Origin of the sequence: Mycobacterium sp. (genome assembly GCF_035640695.1) — a bacterium.
Taxonomy (GTDB): Bacteria; Actinomycetota; Actinomycetes; order Mycobacteriales; family Mycobacteriaceae; genus Mycobacterium.
Genome location: NZ_DASQVQ010000172.1, coordinates 1 through 25608, shown reverse-complemented (window position 1 = coordinate 25608; position 25608 = coordinate 1). Strand labels below are relative to the sequence as shown.

Sequence of the window (25608 nt, the reverse complement as noted above, 5' to 3'; positions counted from 1 at the left end):
AAATGAAGTACGTCATGGCGTGGACGAGCCGGCTCGGCGGCTCCGGCAAGGAAAACGAAGAGGGCGTGCGGCGCGCCTTGGCACTGTTTTCAAAGTGGCAGCCACCCGCGGGCACGACCTTCCACCAATTTGTCGGCCGGCTGGACGGCGAAGGCGGATTTGCCGTAGTGGAGACCGACAATCCGGCCGAGCTGCTTGACGGCACAAGCAAGTTCGCGCCCTTCAATGCGTTCCAGATTCATCCTGTCGTCGATATGAACGACTGGACGCAGGCGGCCCAGGTCGGCGTGGAGTACCGGGAATCGATCAGCTGAGCCCCGCCACACCGAGGGGTCGCTCCGGGCGAGCGGCCCCTTCGTCGTCGGGGGGTCGATGCTAGCCCGCGTGAAGCCCGACGACGCATTCACCGGCATGATCGACGGGATGAGAATCGATACCCAATTCACCCGACGATCGCTGGCGCCGTGAGCGTCGCGCGCAACGTACTTACGGCGGCGGTCGCGCTGATGCTGGCGGGCTGTCCCAGCGCAACGGCCGATCCCGGATCGGACGCTAACGGTGCACCGGTGCCGGTGCTGCGTCCGACCGTGCTCGGCGAGACACCGCACGACCCCGGGGCGTACACCGAGGGCATCGAGCTCGACGGTTCGGCGCTGTACGAGGGCACCGGCGAGGTCGGGCATTCCGAGCTGCGTGAACTGGACCCGGCGACGGGCACGGTGCGTCGCGCGGTGCGGTTGCCGGGCCTGTTCGGCGAGGGGATTACCGTGGTGGGAGACCGGATCTTGCAGCTGACCTGGCGCGACGGTGTGGTGATCGAGTGGGACAAGGCCACCTTCACCCGCGTGCGCGAAGTTCCGCTGAGCGGCGAGAGCTGGGGTTTGTGCCGGGACGGGAATCGGCTTGTGCGCAGCGACGGCTCCGACCGGTTGCGGTTTCTCGACGTGACCGATCTCGCCGAAACGGGCTCGGTGGGCGTCACCCGCAACGGCCAGCCGCTCGGTGGGCTGAATGAGCTCGAATGCGTCGACGGGCAGGTGTGGGCCAACGTTTGGCCGAGCGACCAGATCGTCCGCATTGATCCGGCGGCGGGCAACGTCACCGCCGTGGTGGATGCGAGCCGCCTGCTCGACAGCACCCGCCGGCCGGTCGCCGACGTGCTCAATGGCATCGCGTATGCGGGCGGCGGGCAGTTCCTGCTGACCGGTAAACATTGGCCCACAACGTTCCGCGTCCGTTTTGATCCCACGTAGTTACCCGGACCGCTGCGAAGTTTTGCCGGACTCGAGTACATCCTCGAGACGGGCATGGGTTACTGGCCCTCTCGCGTCGTCTTGACCGCGATCGAGTTTGGCGTGTTCACCGAGCTCGCCCGCGGGCGACTCACGCTCAACGAATCGATGACGGCTTCGAGCGTAGGCCCGGGTCAGCCCGCCGGCGACTCATCGGTGTCGTCACTGGTGTCATCGCCGATGGCGTCGAGCACACTGACCGCTATGCCATAGGGCAGGAATCGCACCTTGCGCGCCGGGTCGGTGTTGTTCTTGTTCGCGCGCAGCGCGTCCAGTTCGGTTGGATACACCTGTTCGATGTGGGCGCCGCCGTCGGCGTCCACCGTGAATATCGCCCATACCCCGTCGCCGGCCTCGCCCGCTGTTTCCGGCTCGGTCCGGCCTCGCGAGTAGCGGGCGAACTCGTCGAAGAGCGCGCCCCATCCCGCCCGCTCGGTGGGCAGAGTGAGGAACCTGCCGAATTGCTCGACCGCGTCCCGCAGCCCCTCGCCGGCCTCCCGGACCACTCGCTCGAAGTCCTCCGGATCGAAACCAAACGGCCCGTTGTTGCTCATCGCGCTCCTCCTGACACAACACCCGCAGCTGCGCGGTACTAGCCAGTGTGCGCCGTGGCGGGCAACGTGCGCCACACATCGGTGACCCAACGGCTGATCCGGGCATTATCCGCCGCGGCAGCCGCGCGACGCGACAGGTCGCCTGTGATATCAGTTGACGTGGCGGTGGATCATGCCGCCTGACCCGACGCCGGGGTCGGCCCGGCGTTAATCTAGAGATTGCGTAGTCCTGTTTCGCAGTTGATTGGAACGAAATCGGAGCGTTTGGCAATGACTCTCACGCAGCGGGTACCCCGCGATCTTCGCGGGCGACTGAAGATGATCTCGGCGGTCGCCGGGATCGCCGTGGTATGCGTCATGGGCACGCTCACCGTGGCGATGAGCGCCTCCGACGCAGGTTCAGGCGGCGTCACGACCATAAATGCCGATACCACCACGCAAGGCCCCCCGGGGACTTCTCCGCAGATCGCCTCTGCCGCCCCCACGGCGAAGGCAACCGCCTACGTGGGTGGGGACTGGGCCGGAATGGGTAAATTCAAGGGCGGTGACTGGCCCGGGCCCTAAGCCGACGGCCCATCCACCGGCGTTAGCATCTTCACAGCAAATCCACTCACGGCCGTCATCGCTGATGGACGGCTGGAAATGACTTGGGAAAAGCCTGAGTGGCAAAGCACCCGTAGGCGGCGGTGCAAGCTGACGGGTAGGCGACGATTCCCGCTGGCCGGAAGTGTCTTTGGGCGCCAGCGTTGAAGACATCGCGGCGTCGCGGCGCGATTCTAGTGAGCACTGAATCGGCCATCTAGCGAGGTCTCGAATGACTTTCATGCTTGCGACATCGGTAGCAGTGCTCACGGCGTGGACCGTCGGGTGGGGTCAGCGTCGCTGCGAGGTTTGGGCATATGCGCGTGACAAGGACCTGTGATGAACGCCAAACAAGCGTGGGCGCTCTTGGCGGCCGGCGTACTCACGTACGAGGTTTCCTGTAGGGACGGTCAGCTGCTCAGCGAGGGAGTGGACGAGTGGCTGATGGCCAAGCCAGTTCTCACCCGCGCCGTGATAGCCGCGCTTGCGCTTCACCTGGGTAATGTGCTGCCGGCGCGGTACGACATCGTTTCGCTGGGATTTCTGGGACTGCGCAGGTGCTCAAGGATTTGGCAACAGTCCCAGGGCCGCTATCCGGCTGCGGAGATCGCCGGCCAAGTCGCCTGTACTTCAGCTTGATTGACACACCCAGCGGCGGCGATGTCGGCGATGTCACTGCTGAGCCTGATCGGTGCCGAGCGTGACATGCGCTGTCCGGTCGGCACCGGACGTGTCGTGGTAGGCGAGCGTGACCGCGTCCCCCGGCGCCCTTGACACCACGGAAGCGGCCAGCCCGTTGACGTCATTGATCGCCTGACCATCCACCCCGGTGATCAGCACACCGTTGGACAGGCCGGCTGCCGCCGCCGGGCCGCCCCTGGTCACCCCGGTGACCTTCGCGCCGCGGGTGCTCTGATCGCTGCTCACCTGAATGCCCAGGGAGGCATGGGCAGCCTTACCGGTGCCGATCAGCTCGTCGGCGATGCGCTTCACCTCATCGACGGGAATCGCAAATCCCAGTCCTATCGAGCCGCTTTGGGCGTTGAACGTGGCGCCGTTGGTGGTCGCGATCGCCGAGTTCATGCCGATCAGCTCGCCACGCGTATTCACCAGGGCGCCACCCGAGTTGCCAGGGTTGAGTGCGGCGTCGGTTTGAATCGCGTCGAGCACCGCGTTTGGGTCGGCATCAGTCGAGGCGGCGGCCACCGGACGGTGCAGTGCGCTGATGATGCCAACTGTGACGCTGCTCTCCAGACCTAGCGGCGATCCGACCGCCACTGCTTCCTCGCCTACGTGAAGATTGGCCGACGAGCCGACGGTGATGGGGGTGAGCCCCGAGATGCCCTGCGCCCGAACCACCGCGATGTCGCTGATGGAATCGGTACCCACGACGGTGAACGACGCCGTGCGACCGTCACTGAGGGTCACGAAACTGTTTGCCACGCCACCGGAGCCACCATGAAGCGCTGCGACCACGTGGCCGCTGGTCACAATCAGCCCATCAGATGACACGACGATGCCGGAACCCTCGTCTGACCCGTCGCCGTCCTGGTTTTCCAGCGTCACCACGCTGGACACCACCTTCGCGGCGACCTCCTCGAGCGACCCGGGAGGCTTCGCCGTCGGCTGCGCGCCACGGGTGGCCAACGAGTGGCTGCTGTTCACCGAGTCCGGCCGGTGCACGGACAGGACCGCGCCCGCACCGACCGCTGCCGAAAACGCCGCGACCGCGAGCATGGCCGTGAACGGCGCTGCGCCGTAGATCATCTCGGGACGGCTGGCGACGGCCGTGGCCGCGCTTTGTGGGTGCGGACGGCGACCATGTCCCCAGACTCGCGATTCCGGCGCAGGTTGTCCTCACCGCTGACACCCATTGGCACTTCCGGCCACCCGCAGTGCCGGCATACCTGCCAGCGGTAAGGGTGTGGACTTGCCCGCTTTACCGACGGGTGTCTTCAACCCGAAGTAGGCGAGCAGAGCAGGTGATAGTCACCGTCCTGGTGCCACAGCATGAGCGTCGGCTCGGCGCTGCTCACCTTCGACCCGAAACGGCTGGATCGGGGCCGCGCGACCCGGGCGGCGGTTGAGCTGATGTTCGACGGCCTCAAAGCGAGATAACACCTTCAACCGCCGCGGCGCCTGTGTCAGGATGCGGTAATGGCGGGTATGGGGGACGTCGTCGAGTGGGCGCGGAGGCAGGTCACTGCCCGCGTTCCGAAGGCCGACCTCGACCAGCGAGACCCGGACTACATCCGCGACCAACTGCCCGGCACCTGGCTGCTTGCGTCGCTGTACTTCCGGGCCGACGTTCGCGGCCTCGACCGCATCCCCGCCGCAGGACCGGTTCTGCTGGTGGGCAACCACAGTGGCGGCAACGTGCCACCGGACACGTTCGTGTTCACCCTCGCGTTCTGCTCGTACTTCGGTGTCGAGCGGCCGTTCTACCAGCTCGCCCACAATCTCGTGGTCTCCGCGCCCGGCCTCGGCTGGCTGCGCAAGTTCGGCACCGTCGCGGCGAGTCACGAAAATGCGCGTCTGGCATTGCAATCCGGTGCCGCGTTGCTGGTGTATCCCGGCGGCGATTACGAGGTGTTCCGTCCGTCGTGGCAGCGCCACAATGTCGACTTCGGCGGCCGCAAGGGGTACGTGAAGCTCGCTCGCGAGGCCAGGGTGCCGATCGTCCCGGTGGCGAGCGTCGGTGGCCAGGAAACGGCGTTGTTCCTCGACCGCGGCCAGTGGCTGGCCAAGCTGCTCATGGCCGACAAACTGCTGCGGCTCAAGAGCGTGCCGATTTCCTTGGCGCTGCCATGGGGGTTGAACATCAGTGACCTCATGGGCCACATCCCGCTGCCCGCCAAGATCGTCGTCGAGGTCCAGGAGCCGATCGAGGTCGACGGCGACGACCAGGCGGTACATGAGAAGGTGGTGGCCAGCCTGCAAGCCGGCGTGGATCGGCTCGCCGCCGAACGTCGATTGCCGGTGATCGGCTGATGCGCGTCGAACGCCGCTGCGTCATCAATGCGGACCGCGACGCCGTCTGGAAGACGGTCAGCGACCCGGACCGCTACCCGTCATTCATGCCGAATCTCGCGCGCTGGGAAACCATCACGGAAGGTCCGGCCGCAATCGGATCCCGCTACATGGCGCACTGGAAAATCGGCTCGGTGCCGGTGGGTGGCATCGTCGAGGTCGTCGAATTCGACGAGCCGCGCGATCTCGCCTGGATTGGCATCACCGGCATCACGCTGCGGGGCCGGTTCCGGCTTCGGGATGACGGACACGGCCGCACCCGGGTCGTCTTCCGCATGTCCTACCAGGCGCCCGGCGGCGTACTCGGGCTGATCGCCGATCGAGTCGCGGCCCGCCAAGTCGGCCGCACCCTCGCCGAAAGCCTGAGAAATCTCAAGAAGCTAATCGAGTCCTAGCTCGGCACCGACGCGGGCGAGCTCGACGCGCGTACGTGCCCGCAGTCCGTCGATGGCGCTGCTTCCCACACCCAGCACCCTGATGCCGGCATCGGCGATGTTCAGCGGCAGCGCCGACGGCTGCGACGGCGATCGCCCCGCCCTCATGTTCACCAGCGACTCCACCAGCCGAAACGGCAGATCCGCGGCGTCATCGGCCACGCCGGTCTCGGCGATGATCGTCCTGCTCATCCCCAAATAGTGCAGCCGCAGCCGTTCCCGGTCGGCCCAGAACGACACCAGACGTGCGCCGCGCAACTCGGGCAGCAGATACAGCGCACCCAGGTTCCACCGGCTGTGAAGAAGCTGTGCGCCGTCGAAGGCCGACAGCGCATGCAGATGTTGCGTTGCCGACAAAGCCGGTGTCGCACTCCGCAGGCTCGGGATGAAGCACAGCGTCGGCGTGACGGTCTGGTGAAGCAACGCCGAAAGTATCTCGTCCTTCGTCTTGAAATAGTGATACAACGATGCCTGGCGCACCCCGACCGCGTCGGCAATCGTTCTCGTCGACGTGCCGGCGTACCCGCGGGTGGTGAAGAGTTCGCCTGCGGCGTCGAGGATCTCGTCACGCGCAGACGTGCCTGGGCGCCGTCGCGTGGTCAGCCGGGGCCGACCCGCCCGAATTACCGGCATTGCCACATGGTGGCGCGCAGACGGCGCAACAAGCGATAGGCATCAGGTTTCTGTCACATGACAGAAACACGCGATACGCATCGGTTACGCCGGACGCCGGTTTGGTTACGTCCAAGACACCCACCGTCGGGTACGCACGGGAAAACTGTCAAATGACAGGCTGATTGCTCGCCGACGAGCGCACGGTTTCGAATTTGGCCCGGGAGCTACTGGATGGGCAGTGCGGTATCCGAGAAGAGCGGACTGCGCGCACCATCGGGCCTGCCGCAGCAGCCACCCGTCGCGACGGTCGATGACCTGCACGTGACATTTCGCCGGAATGGCCGCGACGTGCGCGCTTTGCGTGGCGTCTCGCTCAGCATCGCACCCGGCGAAATTGTCGGCCTCGTCGGCGAATCGGGTTCTGGAAAAAGCGTTCTCGGATTCAGCGTGTTGGGTCTTCTGCCGAAGGAGGCCGCGCTGTGCGGTGCGGTTCGGGTCGGTGACTCCGACATGGTGCACGGCGACCCGAAAACGCTGCGCAAGGTCCGCCGCCTCGACCTCGGCGCGGTCTTTCAGGATCCGATGACGTCGCTGAACCCGACCATGCGCATCGGCAGGCAGGTCGCCGAGGCGGCGGGCAGCGCCGACGAGGCGGAGCGGCTACTTGGCGCGGTCGGCATTCCGGAGCCGAAGCGACGCATGCGCGCATATCCGCACGAGCTGTCCGGAGGCCTCCGGCAGCGCGTGATGATCGCGATGGCGATCGCAGGCGACCCCGAACTGATCGTCGCCGACGAACCGACCACCGCCCTTGATGTCACCGTCCAGGCCCAAGTGCTGCGCCTGCTGCTGCGGTTGCGCGACGAAATCGGCTGCAGCATCATGCTGATCACCCATGACCTCGGCGTCGCGGCGCAGATCGCCGACCGCATCGCGGTTCTCTACGCCGGCCGCATCGCCGAAATCGGCCCGACCGCAGCGGTGTTGGGCCGGCCCGCCCATCCCTACACGCATGGACTGCTGCGATCCCGCCTGACGCTTGACACCTCGCGACATCACGAGCTCGCGGCGCTCGCCGGCAGCGTGCCCAGCCCCGTCGCACCGCTGCCCGGCTGCGCGTTCGCGCCACGATGCGCGCTGTCCACGACAGCGTGTTCGCAGACGCCGGCCCAGCCGGTCGAGGTTGCCGCGGACAGGGTCAGCGCATGCATCCTGCCGCTCCCACAGGTGACGGCCGGATTCGGCGCGCTTGTCACCGCCACGGCCGAAACACTTGCCGCAACCGCCGACCCCGACGAGAGCGAACCGCCCGCCGTGTCGCTGCGCGACGTATCGAAAACGTTCCCGATGGGGCGCGGCAAGCTCCATGCGCTGCGCGGCGTGTCGTTGACCGTCGCCGACGGTGAATCGGTCGCGCTGGTCGGTGAGAGCGGTTCGGGCAAGTCGACACTGCTTCGCATCATCGCCGAGCTGGAAAAGCCGACGTTGGGAACGGTGCGGCTGTCCGGCCGGCACCGACCGCAGATGGTGTTCCAGGACTGCGGCGCATCGCTGACCCCGTGGCTGTCGGTCGGCGAGTTGATTTCTGAGCGACTGCGCCGAAACAAGATGTCCCGCAAACAAAAACAGGACGCCGTGGCGGCGGTGCTGCAGCGCGTCGGTCTGCCGCTCGACGTGGCCAAATCCCGTGCCGGCCAACTGTCCGGAGGACAACGTCAGCGCGTCTCCTTGGCCAGGGCCACCGTGGTACCGCCCGCTGTGCTGCTGTGTGACGAGCCGACCAGCGCGTTGGATGTGTCGCTGGCGGCGTCGGTGCTCAACTTGATCGGCGAGCTGCGCCGAACACTGCAGATGTCGGTTGTTTTCGTGACCCATGACCTATCGGTGGCGCGGGTGGTCGCCGACCGTATCGCGGTGATGTACCTGGGTCGCATCGTCGAAATTGGTCCGGCCGACGACGTAATCACCCGCCCGGCACATCCGTACACCCAGGCCCTCGTCGACGCCATTCCCTATCTCGGCCGCGAACCCCACGTGCTCTCAGGCGAACCGGCCAGCCCACTGTCGCCGCCGGCCGGTTGCGCCTTCCACCCCCGCTGCCCGATCGCCACCGACACGTGCGCCGACGATCAGCTGGACGTGCGCCTCGAGGGCAGGCCGGCCAGCCCGCACCGGGTCGCCTGCATCGAGCGGAGGGCAAGCTGATATGGCGCTCGCTATCCCCGCGGGAACGCCGGCCCGCGGCCGCGGCCGACGTGTCCTGTCCCTGCCGCAAACGCGTTCCGTCGTGCTGAATTGGTCCGGTGTCTCATTGTTGTTCGCCGTCACGCTCATCGCGATCGCCGTTCCCCTCATCGCGCCGCACGATCCACTCGCTCCGGTGGGGATGCCGCTGCAGGCTCCCGGCAAGGACGGATTCTTGCTCGGCACGGATAGCATCGGGCGCGACATCTTCAGCCGCGTGCTCTACGGCGTGCGCGCGAGTTGGGTTGCGGCGCTTATCGTTGTCGCGGTCGGACTGTCGATCGGCGGCCTGGTCGGGCTCATTGCCGGAGCCACCGGAAGTTGGGTCGACAGCCTGCTCATGCGGATCACCGACGCGTTTCTTTCGCTGCCCGCACCGGTGCTGGCCATAGCGGTAGTGGCTGCGCTCGGCCCCGGGTTCATCCACACGCTCATCGCGGTGTCGATCGTGTGGTGGCCGTTCTATGCCAGGTTAGTGCGCGCGGACGTGAATCGACTCGCCGCCCGGCCGCACATCGAGGCGGCAAAGCTGGCCGGCGCCGGCCGATTTCGGCTCGCGTCCCGCCATTTGCTGCCCGGGGCTATGCCCAACGCGCTCGTGGCGGCGAGCCTGGACATCGGCACATTGATCCTGACATTGGCCGCGCTGTCGTTCCTTGGGCTCGGCCAGTCCGCGCCGGCTCCGGAGCTCGGTGCCGACTCGGCGCGGAACCTCAGCTACTTCCTGCAGCAGTGGTGGGTCCCAGTGATGCCGGGCCTTGGCGTGCTCGTGCTCGCGTTGGTCGCAAACATCGCGGGCGACAGCCTGCGCAACCTGATGAAGACGAGCTAGGGAATGCCGTGAAGACGTTCGTGCTGTCCCGGCTGGGTGCCATGGTGGCGATCCTGATCGCGTTGACCGCGGTTCTTTTTGTGCTGCAGCGCATCTCGCCGCTGGACCCGGTACACGCGCAGCTTGGCGCGCAGGCATCACAGGACGCGATCGCCGCCCGCCGCCACGAGCTCGGTCTCGACCAGCCGCTGATCAACCAGTTCTGGCACTATCTGACCGCCGCCGCCCGTGGCGATCTGGGCACCTCCTACCGCACTCGTCGGCCGGTGGGTACCGACCTCGGCGCCTTCTTCCCGGCAACACTCGAGCTGGCGTTGTTCGGGATTGCAATCGCGTTGGTCCTGGCGGCGTTGTTGGCTTTCGGCACCGCGCTGAAGTGGCGCGGCTCCGGGGTGCTGCGGGCAATCTTGTTCACCGGAGCGTCGGCGCCGATGTTCCTACTCGGAATACTCGGCCTGATCCTTTTCTACCAGCGGCTCGGCTGGGTACCTGCCAACGGCCGCATCAGTGTGCCCAATCCGCCGTCCGGGCCGACCGGGCTCCTGACCGTCGACGGTCTGCTGGCCGGGCGATTCGACGTCGTCGGTGACGCGCTGCACCATCTGATCCTTCCAGCGATCGTGATCGCGGTCGGCCCGGCCGTCGCAATCGGGCGGGTGCTGCGGTCATGCCTGCTGACCGACGTGCAAAGCGATTACGCCCGAACAGCAAGGGCCAAAGGCCTTTCCGAAGGCGCAGTCGTGGGCCGACACGTGTTACGCAATGTCGTCGGGTCCGCGTTGTCGATGACGGGGCTGCAGATCGGCCTGATGTTTTCCGGCGTGCTGGTCATCGAGCAGGTTTTCGGCTGGCCCGGAATCGGCCAGTACATCGCACAAAGCGTCCCTGTTGCTGACTTTCCGGCAATCGCCGGTGTGACGCTGATGCTCGGCGTGCTCTATGTCGTGATCAACACCGCGGTCGACCTGTTGCAGGCGGCCGCCGATCCGCGAATCGCCGCCTAGGAGGTCCGGTGCCAACGCAACCGCTGCTGGTGGGCACTCCGGTGCTCGTCGTGGTCGACATGCAGGAGAGCGGTGACATGTCCAGCGCCGCGACCGGCATCGCGATGATGCCCGGTCACGCCGAGCGTGTGAGGCGAGCCGAGCAGCTGCTTGCCGCGGCCCGCGCGGCGGGCGTGCCCGTCGTCTTCTTCCAGGAAGTGCACCGGCCCAGCGGCATCGACTTCGGGCGCGAGCTTGACGGCGCCGAGGGCGTGCACTGCGTCGAGGGCCGGCCGGGAACAGACCTCGAGCCGTCGCTGCGGCCGCGAACGGGCGAGTTCCACATCGTAAAGCGGCGCTATTCCGGTTTCATCGGTACGGATTTCGAGATCGTGCTGCGCGGTCTCGGCGCGTCGACGCTGATCCTGATCGGCGGGCTGACCGATGTGTGCGTGCACTACACATTCGCCGACGCGCACCAGCGCGACTATTACGTGCGCGTGGTCTCCGACTGTGTCGGCGGCTCGTCGCAATACCGGCATGACGCCGCGCTCGACGCGATGGAATACCTGCAGACCGGCGCAGTACGAACGACCGCGGAAATCCTGGCCGCGTTCGACCGCTTGCGCGCCGCCACGCCATCTTCGGATCCCGTCCTCGAAGGAGTCGCACCATGAAGGTCCATGCCCTTGCCGCCGTCGGCGTGGCCGCGGTGTTGGCGTTGGCCGCCTGCGGTGGATCCGGAGGCGGCGGGGCACCCAACGCGGCGCCGACCGACAAGGTGCTGCACCTGTCGTTCCTGCAGGATCCGGGCCAGCCGCCGGATCCCGACATCTTCTATGCCGGACAAGGTCTGCTGTTGACCACCAACCTCTATGAGGGCCTGCTGCAATTCAAGGCCGGCACAAATACTCCGCAGATCGAGCCGCTGCTTGCCACCGAATGGACCGAATCGCCCGACCACAAGGTGTTCGCCTTCAAGCTGCGCGAAGGCGTCAAGTTCCATGACGGGGCGCCCTTCACATCGGCAGCGGTCAAGGCGTCGTTCGACCGGCGGCTCGCCGTCAATCAAGGCCCTGCGTACATGGTCAAGGACGTCGAATCCGTCACCACCCAAGGCGATTACGGCGTGACGATCACATTGAAGGCACCGAACTCGGCATTCCTCGACTACCTCGCATGTCCGTACGGTCCCCGCATGCTCAGCCCAACCGGCCTGGCGAAGAACGCCGGCTCCGACAACGCGCAGAGCTACCTGACCACGCACGACCTCGGCACCGGTCCGTTCATGCTGACCGACGCGCAAGTCGGATCCCACTACGCACTGGCCGCATTCGGTGACTACTGGGGCGCGAAGCCGTACTTCGAGAAGGTGGAAATACCCGTAATCACCGACACGTCGGCGCAACAACTACAGTTCAACAACGGGCAACTCGCCGCGATCCTGCACGACCTGCCATCTTCGGCAGTGGGTTCGTATCTGAACAACAGCAGGTACGCGCACTATTCACTGCCGACAATGATGGCGAACTACCTCTACATCAACCCGCACAAGGGCATGATGACCGACCAGGCGAACCGGTCCGCGGTGCTGCAGGCCATCGATGTCAACGCGTTGGTAAAGCAGACATATTTCGGGCGCGGCAAGGATGCCGACCAGGTGTATCCGCCGAACATGATCGGCGCCGAGTACGCGAAACAGTCCATCACACACGATCCTGCAGCGCTGACGAAGGTCGCGGCCGGCCTGCCCGCCGACCGCAAGGTGCTCACTATCGGCTTCGACACCAGCAACCCGGACAACCAGCTGATCAGCAACTTGATCCAGACGCAGCTCGCCGCCGCCGGGATCAACGCGAAGGTGCAGGGTTACCCAACGTCTGAGATCTACGGCTGGATCGGCGGTGACGGCTCGTCTGCGCCGGAGATCCTGACGCTGCTCGCGTGGCCGGACGCACCGTCGCCCTACACCTGGGGCCACATTTCGTGGGACCCCGACGGCGGCCTGAACTACTTGACCTGCTCGTCACCGCGTATCACTGCGTCGCTTGGCCAAGGTTTGGAAAGCGGAGCGCCGCAGACCTTCTCGGACGCGGCGGCCGAGGCCACTTCCACGGGCTGCTGGATGAACATCGCCGACGTGGACGACTTCATGGTCGCGCAGCCGTGGCTGAAAGGCGTCGAGCAGGCCCATGTGGTGACCAACCCGAATGCGCTGCGGCTCGCCACACTGTCGGTGGGTTGACGTGGGCAAAGTTGACCGCATCGTGCTGTTGACCCTCGGCTGGGAGGACTTGCCTAAGTCCATATCCGTCTACGGCGCGCCCGATCACCTGCGGATGCGCGAGCCGGTGCCGGGTGTGCTGCTGCACACCGACGGCGGTTGGGTGCTGCTCGACACCGGTTTCAACACCGCACTGATCCGCGATCCGGCGTTGTACCGCCGGTTCTATCCCACCGTGGAGTACGTGCCGGTGCTACCGGGGACCGGCGAGCCGATCGAGGAGTCGTTGCACGACATCGGCATTGACATCGACGACATCCACGCCGTCGCGGTGAGCCATCTGCACCACGACCACGCGGGCGGGCTGAAGCTGTTCGCGGGAAAGGTTCCGGTGCACGCCCAACGACGTGAGGTCGAATACGGCCTGTCCAACCATCCTGAGCCGGAACGCCATGCGATCGCGCGGATCGACTTCGACGACCCGCGCATCGAATGGCACCTGGCCGACGGGGAAGCCGAGATTGCACCCGGCGTCACCGCGGTACCGACGTACGGTCACACGCCGGGTCATCAGAGCTTCGTCGTCGAACTCGACGACAGCGTCGGCGGCGGGGGATTCGTGTTCGCCTTCGACGCGGCCGACCTCACCGAGAACATCGAGCATGAGCTGGCGATCGGCGGATACATCGGCGTGCCGCCGGAGGAGACCGTCGAACCGATCCGGCGGCTCAAGAAGCTCGCGGCCTCGAAGGGGTACGAGCTGGTTCCCGGCCATGATCCCGTGGTCTGGCCGGAGCTGACCCTCCGTTTCAACGAACGGTTCGGCGCGTGGACCTCGTGAGCCGTACCCGGCGCGCCCTAGTCGACACCCAGCTCAGTGCGGTCGCGGCCGGGTCCGCCAAATCGGGTTCGCGTTGGGAGGCGTCGGCGTGAACCCGGTGTCGATGGCCGACTGCGCCGGCCTGTGGCGGCGGACGTTGCTGGTCGGCGCCGACGGCTCACGCGACACCAGCACACAGGTGCGGTGGTTGCAGGGCATCACCGCGTTCGTCGACTCCCGCGGATTCGGGGGCTGGTTGAGCCAACGCGCGGATGTATTCGAATGGAATCACTTCGTCAGCCTTCAACCGCCCGGCCCGCACCCCGACGCCGGCCGGCTGCGTTGGGACGGCGGCACGCTGGTCGAGGCCGGCGTGTACGCCGACTACGTCGAGCATTGGCAGCGACACACCGCCAAAGTCGACCCATGCTGGGCGTTGACCCTGTCGTCGGACAGCGGCGATGGGCTGCTGTTGAGGGTGGGTGACCTGTTCGGCTGGCTGGAACGGGGGGAGCGCGTGCAGGTCGTGTTGGGCGCCGTCGACGGTGCCGATTGGCTGCCCGGCGCCGGCGCCGTAATCCGGCCACGGCGTGCTGGGGACGAATTGATCGTCGAAGAGGACGGCTCCGGGACCCAACGACGCTGGCGCGTCAAGGATAGCGAAGGATGCGTGAGGTTATGAGCGGCGCAACGTCTTTCACCTCGGTACCGGTCATCGACATCAGTGGGCTGGTGTCTGCCGAGCCGGCAGCGCGCTCTCGGGTGGCCACCGAGCTCGGCGCGGCCGCGCGAGAAGTCGGCTTCTTCTACATCAGCGGCGCGGGAGTACCGGATGTGCTGTTCGACCGGATGGTGACGAAGACCAAGGAGTTCTTCGCGCTGCCCACCGAGGAGAAGATGCGTTTCTACATCGGATTGTCGAAATGTCACCGCGGATATGTGCCCATTGGCGAGGAAGGGGTCAGCGACGAAAGACCCGACCTCAAGGAGGCATTCGACACCGCGTTGGACCTTCCGGCCGACGATCCGGACTATCGTGCGGGCAATCCGATGCTTGGGCCCAATGTCTGGCCCCCGGTCGCCGGGTTCGCCGACGCGGTGACCGCTTACTACCGTGCGGTGCTCCAGGTCGGCCAGCGACTGCTGGTGGCATTCGCGGTCGCGCTGGGCGAGGAGCCGGACACGTTCTCCCGCCATGCCACCAAGACGCCCAGCCAGCTAAGGCTGATCCACTATCCGTACAACCCCGATGCCGAAGACCACCACGGCGTCGGCGCGCACAGCGACTACGAGTGCTTCACGTTGCTCAAACCCACCGCGCCGGGGCTGGAGGTGCTCAACGGCGCCGGGCAGTGGATCGACGCGCCGCCGATCCCCGATACGTTCGTCGTCAACATCGGCGACATGCTCGAGTTGTGGACCAACGGCGAATTCATCGCGACAACGCACCGGGTGCGCCACGTCAAAGAGGAGCGGTACTCGTTTCCGCTGTTTTTCAACGTCGACTACCACACCGTGGTGAAGCCATTGCCGCGCTTCGTATCCCGCAACGACCGGCCACGACCGGCACTGCTGGCCGGCGAGCACCTGTTCGCGCAGACCGCGCAGACGTTCGCCTATCTGCGTGGCCGGCTCAAGCGCGGCGAGCTGACGCTGCCGGAACGCTCGATGCCGGTCGGGTCTTTCGGTCAGCAAGCCTTGCAGGCCCGCCGCTGAGCTACCTGATACGACGGGCGGGGCGGGTCTCGATCGCGTTGATGGTCAACGCGCGCAGTTGGATTCGCCAGCCGGCGGACGTGCGCGCGTACTCGTCGTTGTAGCGCACGTGCCACACCAAATCGGTGATCTGCTCGCCATGCTGGCTCCAGTGATGCGCGACGCACGCGATGCGGCCGACGGCGGCGTCGGAGGTGTCGCCGAGCGAATAGACCTCGCCGACGATCGCGTGCTCGGTGCGGGGCATCGCCGCTACCGAGTCCAGCGCGGCGCGGATCGCCGCCGGGCCGCGATGACGGCGGACCGGGTCGAGAATTTGCGGGGGATCGGGCAGCCTCAGTTCCGCGGTGTCGGTGAACAATTCGACGACGTCGTCGAACCGGCCGTCGTCAATGCCGGCCGCGTACGCGTGCACCAAGTCGGCAAGGGCGATCCGGTCGGCCGTGTCGAGGCTCATGACGTCAGCGACAATCGCTGCGCGCAGGCCGAGACGAGGTCCTTGGCCCGTTCAATGTCGGCGATCGGTGGCATCGCCAACACGATGCGGTCGGCGCCCATCTCCGTCAGCTTCGCGGCGCGATCGGCGTCGATCTTTGTGACGAGGTGCCCGAGCGTGAGCTCCAGCGCCGCGGGATCGCGGCCGGCCTTCTGTGCTTCGTCGCGCATCAGCGAGACCAGTGCCGACAGGACGGATGTCGTCACCCCGAGCGGCTGGAACCCGTCACCGAAGCGGCCGGCACGCCTTGCCGCGGCCGGGCTGTGTCCGCCGACGTGGATCGCGAACCGTGGGCCCGACACGGGTTTCGGATAGCACATCGCATCGTCGAATTCGAAGAACTCGCCGTGAAAGGCGGTGCCGCGCGGACAGTCGTCCCACAGTGCCCGCATCACCTGCAGTTGTTCGTCGGCTCGCCGGCCGCGGCTGTCGAACGCGGCGCCGCAGGCCTCGACCTCCTCCCGCATCCAGCCCATGCCGACGCAAAGCCGCAGCCGACCGCCCGACATCACGTCCACGGTCGCGACCCGCTTGGCCAACACGACCGGATGGTGATTCGGCAGCACGAGTGCACCGGTCGCCAGTTCGAGCGTGGTGGTGTGTCCGGCCAGGAACACCAGCAGGTCAAGCGGATCCGGAACGGGGCAGTCCGCCGGCAGTTCCACCCGTCCCGACTTGTCGTACGGATAGACGCTGGCATATCGCGCCATGAGCACCGTGTGCTCGACCGCCACGATCGATTCGAAGCCGCAGGCCTCCAGATGCTGAGCGAACGCCACCATCCAACTGGGATCGGCCGCGATCCCGGCGGCAACCGGCGGGATTACCCCGAATTTCGTTGCGTACGGAGCGCTTTGGCCGTCAGTCACTCACTGCCTTTCCCAGGCGTGGCTCACCGCTCACGCCCGCCGACGCTACTCCGCATGACCTCCGCCAGCCGCGCCGCCTGTGCGTCGCGGAAAACATCCTCCAGCAGCAGCGGCCGGCCATCCGACCCGGTCAGCGGAATCCGCCAGTTCGGATACTCGTCGGTAGTGCCGGGCTGGTTCTGAGTGCGCCGATCACCGACCGCGTCGGCCAGCGACAGGGCCAACAGCTTCGACGGGGTGCGGCCGAGATAGCGGTGCAGCGCGACCACGATGTCCAACTCGTCGGCGTCTTCGCCGAGCACGCCTACCCGGCGCAGTTCGGCCAGCCACGCCGCCTGCTCGGCGCGGTCACCGGCCAGCTCCTCGTCGACCGAGCGGGTCAGCAGCCCGAGCGATTCGCGCAGCCGCACATGTTCTCCGGCGAGATAGCCGGCCGTCGGCGGCAGGTCGTGCGTCGTCACCGACGCCAAGCAGTACTCACGCCATCGCTCGGCTTCCAGCGGGCCGCCGTGCCCGTCGCGGTCGAGCTCGAACCACAGGACCGACGTCCCGAACAGCCCGCGTTCGCGCAGGTAGTCGCGGGCCCACGGCTCGACGGTGCCCAGATCCTCGCCGACGACCACCGCTTCGGCGCGATGCGCCTCGAGCGCGACAACGCCGATCATCGCCTCGTGGTCGTAGTACACGTAGGTGCCGTCGGTGGGCGGCGCACCGTTCGGAATCCACCACAGCCGGAACAACCCGATGATGTGGTCGATCCGCACGCCGCCTGCGTGCCGGAGCACCGCGTTGATCAGGGCGCGGAAGGGTTGATACGCCTGATCGACGAGGTGATCGGGGCGCCAGGGCGGTTGGGACCAGTCCTGGCCCTGCTGGTTGAACGCGTCAGGCGGGGCGCCGGCGGTCACGCCGAGCGCCAGCACGTCCTGCAGCGCCCACGCGTCCGCACCGTTCGGGTGCACACCGACGGCGAGGTCGTGCACGATGCCCATTGCCATCCCGGCCCGAGTCGCCTGCGACTGCGCCGCGGCCAGTTGGTCGTCGAGCTGCCACTGCAGCCACCGGTGGAAGTCGATCTCTTCGCCGTGCTCGGCCGCGAACCCAGCGACACCATCGCCGTCGGGGTGCTGCATTGATTCCGGCCAGCCATGCCAGTCGGTTCCGAACACCTCGGCCAGCGCGCACCAGGTGGCGAAGTCGTCGAGCGCCTTGCCCTCGCGTTCCCGATACGCCGCATAAGCAATTTCGCGGCCGGCCGAGCGCTTCACCCGGTACACGACCTCCAGTGCGGCACGCTTGGCGGCCCACGCGGCGTCACGGTCAACCGCGTCAATCCGCTTCGCCCCGGCCGCAACGTCGGCCTGCAGCTTGCGAATTCGGCCACGCCCGCGCAGATATGCGAATTCCGGGATCGCCTCGACCCGCAGGTACAGCGGGTTGACGAAGCGCCGCGAGGTGGGCAGGTACGGCGATGGTTCCATCGGCGCGGTGGGCGCAGCCGCGTGCAGCGGGTTGACCTGCACGAAGCCGGCATCGTGTTGCGACGCCGCCCACACCGCCATGTCGGCCAGATCGGTCAGGTCGCCGACGCCCCAGGATCGCTTGGACCGCACGCTGTAGAGCTGCGTGGCCAGGCCCCACACCCGGCGGGCCCCGATCCGTTCCGGCAACGTCAACGAGGCCGGCGACACGATCAGCGTTGTGCTGGTGTCGAAGTTGCCGACGCTCAGGTGCAGCCGGTGGTAGCCCAGCGGCAGGTCTGGGGGCACCTCGAAGGTCGCCTCGCCGATCAGGCGACCGTCCAGATCGTAGGGGGCAGTGAAGTTGTCGAGTTGGCGCAGCCCGGTGCGAACGGTGCCGTCCTCCAAGCGAATCCACAGTCCCACCGGGTCGCCGTGGGTGACGTGCACCCAGAACGGCGTCGGGTTCCCTGCTCGCGCGACGATCGTCGGCGGCAACGAACGCGCCCAGTGCGCGCGGTTCTGGTCGCGCAGCCCCGCAACACGCTCGTCCTCGGTCGCCGCGGGCACGCCGAACGCGGAAAGCACCGCGACCAGCGTGTGTTCGGGCACGACGACATGTCGGCCGTTGGCGTCCTCGTACTCGGTGGCGACACCGAACCGGTGCGCAAGGTCGACCAGAGACGACGGCGGCGACGTCATGACACGATCACATTGCGGGCCGGCAGATAGTCCCAGGTGTGGCGGCGGACCACTGGGCGGGTGCCCGGCGGCAAGAGGCCGAGCAGCTCCGTCGGTGCGGGCGCGGACATGGTCCTTAGCGTGCCAGCCGCCGGTTGGTAGTGTCCGGCGAAGTGTCGTTGGTGGTCGCGGATCGTCGCGCGCGCGTCGCCGTCGCTGCGCTGTTCCTGACCAACGGCGCGCTCTTCGCGAACCTGCTGCCGCGGTATCCCGAGATCAAGGCCGATCTCGGGATGTCCAATTCGGTATACGGCGTGTCGATCGCGGCGTTTTCCGGTGGGGCGCTGATCGCCGGGCCCGCCGCGGCGACGCTGATCCGCCGGTTCTGGTCGTCGCGCGTTGCGGTGGCCGGCACCATCGTCATCGCGGTGTTCGCGCTGCTGGCCGGGCTGGCACCGTCGGCGCTGACGTTCGCGTCGGCGTTGTTGCTCGCCGGCGCGGCCGACGCGGTCACCGATGTCGCGCAGAACGCGCACGGGCTGCGGGTGCAGCGCCGCTACGGGCGCTCCATCATCAACTCGTTGCACGCCGTCTGGTCGGCCGGCGCGATCCTCGGCGGGCTGATGGGCGCGGCCGCGATCGCGCTGCACGTGTCCCGCGGTGTGCATTTGAGCACTTCGGCCCTGATCTTCTGCGCGACCTGCCTCATCGCCTATCGCTACTTGCTGTCCGGGCCCGACGAACACCACAACCCAACGGCTGCCGGCACCGGAAACAGCGCTGCCACAGTCGGATTCGCCACCTATGCGGTGCTGGCATGCCTGGTTGTCATCGCGATCGCGGGGGCCGTGATCGAGGACGCCGGAAGCTCCTGGGCCACGCTGTTCCTGCTGGGCCTCGGCGCACCCGGTGCGATTGCGGCGTTCGGCTACATCTCACTGGTGGGCTTTCAGTTCCTGGGCCGGCTCCTCGGCGACCGCCTCGTCGACCGGTTCGGCCAAAGCGCCGTCGTGCGCACCGGCGGGCTGATCGTCGCTGTGGGCATGGGTTCTGCGGCCGCATTCCCCGGCATTGCGACCGCGATCGCCGGGTTCGGCGCCGCCGGCCTGGGTTCGGCCACGCTCATCCCCGCGGCGATGCAGGGCGCCGACGAGCTGCCCGGGCTGCGGCACGGCACCGGCCTGACCGCCGTGACTTGGCTGCTGCGCGTCGGGTTCGTCGCATCACCGCCGCTCGTCGGCGTCATCGCCGACGCGACGTCGCTGCGGGTGGGCCTGCTGGTTGTGCCCGCCGCCGGGGTCGTGGTCGCCGCGTTGGCGGGCGCCCTGGCGCTGGTGCAATCTCCCCGAGAGTGAATTCACTGCGAAAATCCGCCGCCCCACAAACCCGATCCGGTCCTCGGCGGACTCATCCGCCCCGAGAAGGCACACGACCTCTGGCGCACAAGTGAAAGACTGGCGCTGCGCACGGCATAGCGAGAGGAGCAGGCGAGCATGACCGTCATCACCGTCGATGCGGGTCCCAATCGGGTCAGCCGCTCGGTCGAGGTCAATGCCCCGGCCACCGAGCTCTTCGAGATCGTCGCCGACCCCCGTCGACACCATGAACTCGATGGTTCGGGCACCGTCGGCGACAACATCGATGCGCCGGAGAAACTGACCCCGGGCGCACGGTTCTCGACGAAGATGAGGATGTTCGGGTTGCCCTACCGCATCACCAGCACGGTGACTGCGATGACACCGAATGAACTCCTCGAATGGCGACATCCCTTCGGACACCGCTGGCGGTGGGAGTTCGCCGCCGTCTCGCCAACGATGACCCGGGTCACCGAGACGTTCGACTACCACGCCGCCGGCGCGCTCAAGAATGCGCTGAAGTATTACCAGCTGACCGGTTACGCCAAGCGTAACGCCGCGGGCATCGAGGCGACGCTGGCGCAGCTGCGCGACCGCTACCAGCGCTGACCCGCCACCGCAGCCGCACGCCCCGAGGGCCGGCTCCCCGAGCGTGACGTCAGCACCCGATTTTGCGCCCAGCGACGTACTGGCGTCACGCTCGACTCAACCCCCCGTGCCGAATGCCCAGCCAGCAGCTGGGCGTCGAGCTGCACATGAGGCCCGGTAGTGAACGCCGTCGGGTCGCGTGCCGTGCAGATAAGCATGGATGTGCTTGATCCGCTCGATCAGCGCGGTCGCGGCCTCGGTGTTACCGAACGCGGTGCCGAGAACGTCAGCCGGGATGGCCCGCGCCCGCTGGAGCGGCTCCTCGCGGTAACGCGACACCGCGCACGACAAGCCCGGGTCGCCCGGCGGTCCGCCATCGAGCTGCGGATCGCCCGGCGGTCCGCCATCGAGCTGCGGATCATCGTCCCGCCCCGCGGGCTTCTCGAAATCCTCGACGAGACGCCGCCGCAACGAGTTCATGACCCGCTCCTCGCGGTATGGCTGAGACAGTTCAAGCGTCATCTGTACGATTTGCTCCACCTGTGTGTCGGCGGCCACGTTCGGCGCCCGGGTTGGCTACTCGTCGGTAACGTGAATACAACGCAAAGGAGTGTGAATGCGAGGCCAATGACAGTCGACAACCCCGTGGTCCAGACGTCGTACGGGCCCGTTCGCGGCAGCGACGACGGCCGCGTCAAGGCGTGGAAGGGCGTCCGCTACGCCGCACCGCCGGTCGGCGAGCTGCGCTGGCGTGCGCCGCGGCCGCCCGAGCCGTGGACCGATGTCGCCGACGCAACCCGGTTCGGCACGGCGTGCCCGCAGCCGACGGATCCCGGCGTCCCGCTGGACCTCGGCGCGCCGGAGGGTGAAGACTGTCTGACGCTCAACATCTGGGCGTCGTCGGACACCGAGCCCGGCGAGGGCAAACCGGTGATGGTGTGGGTGCACGGCGGCGCCTACATTTTCGGCTCGGCCAGCCAGCCGCTCTACGACGGCGGCGTGCTCGCGGCCGGCGGCGACGTCGTCGTCGTGTCGCTGAACTACCGCCTCGGCGCGCTGGGCTTTCTCGACCTGTCCTCGTTCAATAGCACCGCACAGCGCTTCGACTCCAATATCGGACTGCGCGACGTGCTCGCCGGATTGCGCTGGGTGCGCCGCAACATCGCCGCGTTCGGCGGGGACCCGAATCGGGTCACGCTGTTCGGCGAATCGGCCGGCGGCGGCATCGTCACCACGCTGCTCACCACGCCGGCGGCCGAGGGGCTGTTCTCGGCCGCGATCGCGCAAAGCTCGCCCGCGACGTCGGTCTACGACAGCACGCGTGCCCGGCGGGTCGCCGAGATGATTCTGGACAAGCTGAATGTGGAGCCGTCGCAGATCGGTCGGCTGCGCGACGTCCCGGCCCAGGCGATCGTCGCCGCCTCCAAGGACGTGTTCGACGAGGTTCCGCTGCGAACGCCCGGCACGCTGGCATTCGCGCCGATCGTCGACGGCGACCTGGTGCCCGACTATCCGGTCAAGATGGCTCGCGAGGGCCGGTCGCATCCGGTGCCGCTGATCATCGGCACCAACAAGGAAGAGGCCGCACTGTTCCGGTGGATGAAGTCGCCGCTGATGCCGATCACGCCGACGGCGATCAGGGCCATGTTCGCCGAGATCGCGGCCGAGCAGCCAAGCCTGCAACTACCCACCGAGGCGCAAATCGGGTCGGCCTACGCGGGTTTGCGGGTCAAGGCCCGCGGCATGGGCGTCGCGCGCGACGTGGCATTCCGGATGCCATCGGTGTGGCTGGCCGAAGGCCACAGCGCCGTCGCGGAGGTGTATCTGTACCGCTTCGACTGGAGCACGCCAATGCTGAAGGTGTTGCGGATCGGCGCCACGCACGCCACCGAACTGCCTTATGTGTGGGGCAATCTCATCGCCGGGCCCAAGGACATCACGTTCCGCCTCGGCGGGTTGAAGACCGGCAGGGCGGTGTCGGCGCGGATGCGCGCCCGCTGGCTGAACTTCGCCACACAGGGCAAGCCGATCGGATTGCCGGGCGAACCGGATTGGACGCCGTATCGCCAGACCGGCCGCGCCTGCCTTCTCATCGACAGGCGCGACGCCGTCGTCCATGACGTCGACTTGCACATCCGCGCCGCGTGGGGCAGTGAGGTCTTGAACTTCCGGTAATACGCTGCTCGGGTGGCCGAAGACACACCCGTGCAGCCGCAGCGCAGCCAACGCGTCGATCGATCCGGCATCGCCTTGGTGTTTGTTCTGGTGGTCTTGTTTTCCTACAGCGAGGAAATCATCGCCGGAATCGTGACCGTCGCGGGCAAACCGGAGGTCAGCTGGTGGCGCTGGTTGGTCGTGCTCTTTGACATCGTGATCATCGCCGCCACGGGACTGCTGAAACGGCGCATCGCGGCCGCCGACGGCGACGGCAACCGCCTGTGGGGTTGGTGGGCCGCTGGGGCGTGCCTGGCCCTGGCCGTCGATCTGGTGCTGCTGGCCGTCGGCGATGTCATCACGGTGTGGGGAGACCTCGTCGCGTCGACTCTGTTCGTGGTGGCCATGGGCATGTTGCTGATCTCGGCACTGAACGGCGACCCGGAGACGGTACTCAGCCCCGCCCGCCGCAGGGCCCGGCCGCCGGACTGGATACGAGCACGGTCCGTCGTGCCGCTGATCGTCGGGACCTACGTCGGCTATGTCGCGGCCGCGATCTGGTCCGATGTGCTCGACACCGACGTGATGCGCACGCTCGACACCGCGAAGGCAGCCGAGATCTTCTCATTGCCGTTGGCCGAGCAATTGCCGGTGCTTGCGCAACTGTGCTCTGGTGCAGTCAATCCCCACCTCTTCGCGCAGATGTCCACGGTCATACCGCTGCTGCTGGTTGCGTTGGGAATCGAATCCGGCTACTTCCGCAGCTCATTTCGCGAACCGGCTCAGCGGGCCGCGACCATCACCACCGTGTCTTTGCTCTGTATTGGCCTGGTCTTGGCGCTGTCAGCGGTGGTGAAGTCGGGCAACGGCTGCGGGAACATCCTCACCGGTTGGCACGAGTATCTGGCGTTCGTCGTATCCGTCCAGGCGAGCGCGATCGGCCTGGTCACCTTGGTGTGGCTGCTGGTCGTGAATTCGCGGCCCGACGACGAGTAACCGCCGCGGGCTAAGCTGGCCGGGGAGGTTTCACCGTGCACGATCTCCGGGCGTTCCTGGATGTGCTGCCACCGCAGATGCGCGACCCGGTGCTGTTCGCGGTGCCGCTCTTCTTGTTGCTGTTGATCCTTGAGTGGACGGCCGCCCGCAAGCTCGAACACCTCGAGGGTGCCGACCGAGCGCCATCGGGCGCGTTCCACACCCGCGACTCGTGGGCCAGCGTCTCGATGGGCCTGGTATCGGTGTTCACCACTGCGGCATGGAAGTTCATTGCGCTGCTTGGCTATGCGGCGCTCTACGCCTACGTCGCGCCATGGCATTTGCCGTCGACCCGCTGGCACACGTGGGTGATCGCGATCGTCGGCGTCGATCTGCTGTACTACACGTATCACCGGATCGCCCACCGGGTCCGGCTGATCTGGGCCACCCATCAGGCACACCACTCCAGTGAGTACTTCAACTTCGCGACCGCGCTGCGGCAGAAGTGGAACAACAGCGGCGAGATCGTGGTCTGGGTGCCGTTGCCGCTGCTGGGCGTACCGCCCTGGATGGTGTTCGCGAGCTTCTCCATCAACCTGATCTACCAATTCTGGGTGCACACCGAGCGCATCGACAAGCTCTGGCGGCCAATCGAACTCGTCTTCAACACACCGTCGCACCATCGGGTGCACCACGGGATGGACCCCGAGTATCTGGACAAGAACTACGCCGGCATTTTCATCGTGTGGGATCGGCTGTTCGGCACCTTCCAGCCGGAGATCTACCGCCCGCACTACGGGCTGACCAAGCCAGTGCACACGTTCAACATCTGGACGCTGCAGACCCGCGAGTACGTGGCGATCGCCCGTGACGTGCGCGCGGCGAAGCGGTGGCGTGACAAGCTCGGCTACCTCCTCGGCCCGCCCGGCTGGGCACCGGTGGGCGCCGGGCCTGGACGTGTTGCCCGGATATCACCGGAACTGCGGGCCTGATCCGAGGCTCACCACCGTAGTGACGCCAGGCGCAGCAGGCGTCGACAGCGGCGTCGACAGCGGCGCCGATGGAGCCTCCTGCCGTTAACCTCGGCGTTGCGAAGACGTTCCGATTACGGCGAGCCGAACCGGCCATTCGCACAACGTTTCTCACTAGGCTCAGATGTGCGTCGCGTGAAGCGATGTCTGGTCGGGGACGCGACCTGAAAGCCGCTGACGGAAAGGACGACGATGTGACTGACACGCTCAGTGAAGGACAACGACTCGAGCCAGGGGGATCGCTCACCTCACCCAACGGGGCATACACCCTGACACTGCAGGACGACGGAAACCTGGTGCTCTCCGCCCGCGCGGAGGCCGTGTGGTCCACCGGCACCAACGGCCAGAACGTGGTGCGCGCCGAGGTGCAGACCGATGGCAACTTCGTGCTCTACACGCCCGATAAGCCGGTGTGGCACACCGACACCAAGGGCAAGAAGGACGTCAAGCTGGTGCTGCAGGATGATCGGAATCTGGTGCTGTACGCGGCAAATGGGCCGGCGTGGTCGTCAAAGACCAACACCGACGAGCCGCCGCCACCGCCACCGGAGGCCGCGGCGCCCACCCAGGCCGCGGCGCCCGCCGAGCCCGCAGCAACCGAGCCCGCTCCGGAGGTGGCACCGGCCGCGGCCGAAGAGCCTGCGCCGGCGCCCGCGCCAGAACCCGCTCCCGC

General features: G+C 67.0%; 27 protein-coding genes. 20 read left to right on the top strand and 7 right to left on the bottom strand.

Going from position 1 to position 25608, the window contains the following annotated elements; translation table 11 throughout:
- Positions 1-2: 2 nt before the first annotated feature.
- Entirely contained in the window at positions 3-314 is a 312-nt protein-coding gene (locus tag VE759_RS20430) for a DUF3303 domain-containing protein (RefSeq protein WP_324935820.1), read from the top strand.
- Positions 315-506: 192 nt separating this feature from the next.
- Positions 507-1253: a glutaminyl-peptide cyclotransferase gene (locus tag VE759_RS20425; protein WP_324935868.1), complete on the top strand. Its 747-nt coding sequence runs from the start codon at positions 507-509 to the stop codon at positions 1251-1253.
- A 173-nt stretch (positions 1254-1426) separates the two neighbouring features.
- On the opposite strand, the gene VE759_RS20420 is transcribed toward VE759_RS20425, so the two are convergent.
- Positions 1427-1846, bottom strand: coding sequence for a hypothetical protein (locus VE759_RS20420; RefSeq protein ID WP_324935818.1), 420 nt, complete (start codon positions 1844-1846; stop codon positions 1427-1429).
- 270 nt (positions 1847-2116) lie between these two features.
- Between VE759_RS20420 and VE759_RS20415 the strand changes: the two genes are divergently transcribed.
- Both VE759_RS20415 and VE759_RS20410 read left to right on the top strand, forming a co-directional pair.
- Entirely contained in the window at positions 2117-2410 is a 294-nt protein-coding gene (locus VE759_RS20415) for a hypothetical protein (RefSeq protein ID WP_324935817.1), read from the top strand.
- A 357-nt stretch (positions 2411-2767) separates the two neighbouring features.
- Positions 2768-3067, top strand: a complete 300-nt coding sequence (locus VE759_RS20410) for a DUF7427 family protein (protein WP_324935816.1) — start codon at positions 2768-2770, stop codon at positions 3065-3067.
- A 33-nt stretch (positions 3068-3100) separates the two neighbouring features.
- Here VE759_RS20410 and VE759_RS20405 read toward each other — a convergent pair whose 3' ends face one another.
- On the bottom strand, positions 3101-4195 hold the full coding sequence (locus tag VE759_RS20405) for a S1C family serine protease (protein ID WP_324935814.1): 1095 nt from the start codon (positions 4193-4195) through the stop codon (positions 3101-3103).
- A gap of 390 nt (positions 4196-4585) precedes the next feature.
- On the opposite strand from VE759_RS20405, the gene VE759_RS20400 reads away from it, so the two are divergent.
- Entirely contained in the window at positions 4586-5419 is an 834-nt protein-coding gene (locus VE759_RS20400) for a lysophospholipid acyltransferase family protein (protein ID WP_324935812.1), read from the top strand.
- On the top strand, positions 5419-5853 hold the full coding sequence (locus VE759_RS20395) for an SRPBCC family protein (protein ID WP_324935810.1): 435 nt from the start codon (positions 5419-5421) through the stop codon (positions 5851-5853). Before VE759_RS20400 ends, VE759_RS20395 begins: the two co-directional genes overlap by 1 nt.
- Here VE759_RS20395 and VE759_RS20390 read toward each other — a convergent pair.
- Positions 5839-6525 carry a helix-turn-helix domain-containing protein gene (locus VE759_RS20390; protein WP_324935808.1) on the bottom strand — a complete coding sequence of 229 codons (687 nt, stop codon included), beginning with the start codon at positions 6523-6525 and terminating at the stop codon, positions 5839-5841. The genes VE759_RS20395 and VE759_RS20390 overlap by 15 nt on opposite strands.
- Before the next feature lie 213 nt (positions 6526-6738).
- On the opposite strand from VE759_RS20390, the gene VE759_RS20385 reads away from it, so the two are divergent.
- From VE759_RS20385 to VE759_RS20350, 8 genes are all read left to right on the top strand, one after another.
- Positions 6739-8712 (top strand): ABC transporter ATP-binding protein, encoded by a 1974-nt coding sequence (locus VE759_RS20385; RefSeq protein WP_324935806.1) that lies wholly within the window; start codon positions 6739-6741, stop codon positions 8710-8712.
- A gap of 1 nt (position 8713) precedes the next feature.
- Positions 8714-9583: an ABC transporter permease gene (locus VE759_RS20380; RefSeq protein WP_324935804.1), complete on the top strand. Its 870-nt coding sequence runs from the start codon at positions 8714-8716 to the stop codon at positions 9581-9583.
- Between the two features lie 8 nt (positions 9584-9591).
- On the top strand, positions 9592-10587 hold the full coding sequence (locus tag VE759_RS20375) for an ABC transporter permease (RefSeq protein ID WP_324935801.1): 996 nt from the start codon (positions 9592-9594) through the stop codon (positions 10585-10587).
- Between the two features lie 8 nt (positions 10588-10595).
- Positions 10596-11243, top strand: coding sequence for a cysteine hydrolase (locus VE759_RS20370; RefSeq protein WP_324935798.1), 648 nt, complete (start codon positions 10596-10598; stop codon positions 11241-11243).
- Positions 11240-12811, top strand: coding sequence for an ABC transporter substrate-binding protein (locus VE759_RS20365; protein ID WP_324935796.1), 1572 nt, complete (start codon positions 11240-11242; stop codon positions 12809-12811). The genes VE759_RS20370 and VE759_RS20365 overlap by 4 nt, the downstream gene beginning before the upstream one ends.
- Before the next feature lies 1 nt (position 12812).
- Entirely contained in the window at positions 12813-13631 is an 819-nt protein-coding gene (locus VE759_RS20360; RefSeq protein ID WP_324935794.1) for an N-acyl homoserine lactonase family protein, read from the top strand.
- 88 nt (positions 13632-13719) lie between these two features.
- Positions 13720-14292, top strand: coding sequence for a hypothetical protein (locus tag VE759_RS20355; protein ID WP_324935792.1), 573 nt, complete (start codon positions 13720-13722; stop codon positions 14290-14292).
- On the top strand, positions 14289-15326 hold the full coding sequence (locus VE759_RS20350) for an isopenicillin N synthase family dioxygenase (RefSeq protein WP_324935866.1): 1038 nt from the start codon (positions 14289-14291) through the stop codon (positions 15324-15326). The genes VE759_RS20355 and VE759_RS20350 overlap by 4 nt, the downstream gene beginning before the upstream one ends.
- A gap of 1 nt (position 15327) precedes the next feature.
- Here the strand turns inward: VE759_RS20350 and VE759_RS20345 are convergent, their stop codons facing one another.
- The 3 genes from VE759_RS20345 to malQ all read right to left on the bottom strand — a co-directional run bounded on the left by VE759_RS20345 (position 15328) and on the right by malQ (position 18853).
- Complete coding sequence (locus tag VE759_RS20345) at positions 15328-15783, bottom strand: nuclear transport factor 2 family protein (RefSeq protein WP_324935790.1); 456 nt, start codon at positions 15781-15783, stop codon at positions 15328-15330.
- Positions 15780-16646: an LLM class F420-dependent oxidoreductase gene (locus VE759_RS20340; protein WP_414687968.1), complete on the bottom strand. Its 867-nt coding sequence runs from the start codon at positions 16644-16646 to the stop codon at positions 15780-15782. The genes VE759_RS20345 and VE759_RS20340 overlap by 4 nt, the downstream gene beginning before the upstream one ends.
- A gap of 68 nt (positions 16647-16714) precedes the next feature.
- A complete protein-coding gene (malQ, locus tag VE759_RS20335) occupies positions 16715-18853 on the bottom strand; it encodes a 4-alpha-glucanotransferase (protein ID WP_324935788.1) in 2139 nt (712 codons plus the stop codon).
- 161 nt (positions 18854-19014) lie between these two features.
- Here malQ and VE759_RS20330 point away from each other — a divergent pair, with 161 nt between their 5' ends.
- The gene (locus VE759_RS20330) at positions 19015-20187 is read left to right on the top strand and encodes an MFS transporter (protein WP_324935861.1); all 1173 of its coding nucleotides are present in this window, start codon (positions 19015-19017) and stop codon (positions 20185-20187) included.
- Between the two features lie 138 nt (positions 20188-20325).
- Positions 20326-20796: an SRPBCC family protein gene (locus tag VE759_RS20325; RefSeq protein ID WP_324935786.1), complete on the top strand. Its 471-nt coding sequence runs from the start codon at positions 20326-20328 to the stop codon at positions 20794-20796.
- 96 nt (positions 20797-20892) lie between these two features.
- On the opposite strand, the gene VE759_RS20320 is transcribed toward VE759_RS20325, so the two are convergent.
- Positions 20893-21297, bottom strand: coding sequence for an oxygenase MpaB family protein (locus VE759_RS20320; RefSeq protein WP_324935784.1), 405 nt, complete (start codon positions 21295-21297; stop codon positions 20893-20895).
- Positions 21298-21402: 105 nt separating this feature from the next.
- Between VE759_RS20320 and VE759_RS20315 the strand changes: the two genes are divergently transcribed.
- From VE759_RS20315 to VE759_RS20300, 4 genes are all read left to right on the top strand, one after another.
- Positions 21403-22950 (top strand): carboxylesterase/lipase family protein, encoded by a 1548-nt coding sequence (locus tag VE759_RS20315; protein WP_324935782.1) that lies wholly within the window; start codon positions 21403-21405, stop codon positions 22948-22950.
- A 12-nt stretch (positions 22951-22962) separates the two neighbouring features.
- The gene (locus VE759_RS20310; RefSeq protein WP_324935780.1) at positions 22963-23925 is read left to right on the top strand and encodes a hypothetical protein; all 963 of its coding nucleotides are present in this window, start codon (positions 22963-22965) and stop codon (positions 23923-23925) included.
- Positions 23926-24002: 77 nt separating this feature from the next.
- Complete coding sequence (locus VE759_RS20305; RefSeq protein ID WP_324935860.1) at positions 24003-24896, top strand: sterol desaturase family protein; 894 nt, start codon at positions 24003-24005, stop codon at positions 24894-24896.
- A gap of 233 nt (positions 24897-25129) precedes the next feature.
- Positions 25130-25608 (top strand): lectin (locus tag VE759_RS20300; RefSeq protein WP_324935778.1); only part of this gene is annotated, 479 nt, incomplete at its 3' end.

What these genes read in the sequence shown, in the direction of transcription:
- VE759_RS20350 (WP_324935866.1), top strand. Translation starts at nt 14,289, where the DNA reads ATGAGCGGCGCAACGTCTTTCACCTCGGTACCGGTCATCGACATCAGT.
- VE759_RS20385 (WP_324935806.1), top strand. Translation starts at nt 6,739, where the DNA reads ATGGGCAGTGCGGTATCCGAGAAGAGCGGACTGCGCGCACCATCGGGC.
- malQ (WP_324935788.1), bottom strand. Translation starts at nt 18,853, where the DNA reads ATGACGTCGCCGCCGTCGTCTCTGGTCGACCTTGCGCACCGGTTCGGT.
- VE759_RS20395 (WP_324935810.1), top strand. Translation starts at nt 5,419, where the DNA reads ATGCGCGTCGAACGCCGCTGCGTCATCAATGCGGACCGCGACGCCGTC.
- VE759_RS20425 (WP_324935868.1), top strand. Translation starts at nt 507, where the DNA reads ATGCTGGCGGGCTGTCCCAGCGCAACGGCCGATCCCGGATCGGACGCT.
- VE759_RS20315 (WP_324935782.1), top strand. Translation starts at nt 21,403, where the DNA reads ATGACAGTCGACAACCCCGTGGTCCAGACGTCGTACGGGCCCGTTCGC.
- VE759_RS20430 (WP_324935820.1), top strand. Translation starts at nt 3, where the DNA reads ATGAAGTACGTCATGGCGTGGACGAGCCGGCTCGGCGGCTCCGGCAAG.
- VE759_RS20400 (WP_324935812.1), top strand. Translation starts at nt 4,586, where the DNA reads ATGGCGGGTATGGGGGACGTCGTCGAGTGGGCGCGGAGGCAGGTCACT.
- VE759_RS20365 (WP_324935796.1), top strand. Translation starts at nt 11,240, where the DNA reads ATGAAGGTCCATGCCCTTGCCGCCGTCGGCGTGGCCGCGGTGTTGGCG.
- VE759_RS20405 (WP_324935814.1), bottom strand. Translation starts at nt 4,195, where the DNA reads ATGATCTACGGCGCAGCGCCGTTCACGGCCATGCTCGCGGTCGCGGCG.
- VE759_RS20325 (WP_324935786.1), top strand. Translation starts at nt 20,326, where the DNA reads ATGACCGTCATCACCGTCGATGCGGGTCCCAATCGGGTCAGCCGCTCG.
- VE759_RS20305 (WP_324935860.1), top strand. Translation starts at nt 24,003, where the DNA reads ATGCGCGACCCGGTGCTGTTCGCGGTGCCGCTCTTCTTGTTGCTGTTG.
- VE759_RS20410 (WP_324935816.1), top strand. Translation starts at nt 2,768, where the DNA reads ATGAACGCCAAACAAGCGTGGGCGCTCTTGGCGGCCGGCGTACTCACG.
- VE759_RS20420 (WP_324935818.1), bottom strand. Translation starts at nt 1,846, where the DNA reads ATGAGCAACAACGGGCCGTTTGGTTTCGATCCGGAGGACTTCGAGCGA.
- VE759_RS20415 (WP_324935817.1), top strand. Translation starts at nt 2,117, where the DNA reads ATGACTCTCACGCAGCGGGTACCCCGCGATCTTCGCGGGCGACTGAAG.
- VE759_RS20380 (WP_324935804.1), top strand. Translation starts at nt 8,714, where the DNA reads ATGGCGCTCGCTATCCCCGCGGGAACGCCGGCCCGCGGCCGCGGCCGA.
- VE759_RS20320 (WP_324935784.1), bottom strand. Translation starts at nt 21,297, where the DNA reads ATGACGCTTGAACTGTCTCAGCCATACCGCGAGGAGCGGGTCATGAAC.
- VE759_RS20345 (WP_324935790.1), bottom strand. Translation starts at nt 15,783, where the DNA reads ATGAGCCTCGACACGGCCGACCGGATCGCCCTTGCCGACTTGGTGCAC.
- VE759_RS20390 (WP_324935808.1), bottom strand. Translation starts at nt 6,525, where the DNA reads ATGCCGGTAATTCGGGCGGGTCGGCCCCGGCTGACCACGCGACGGCGC.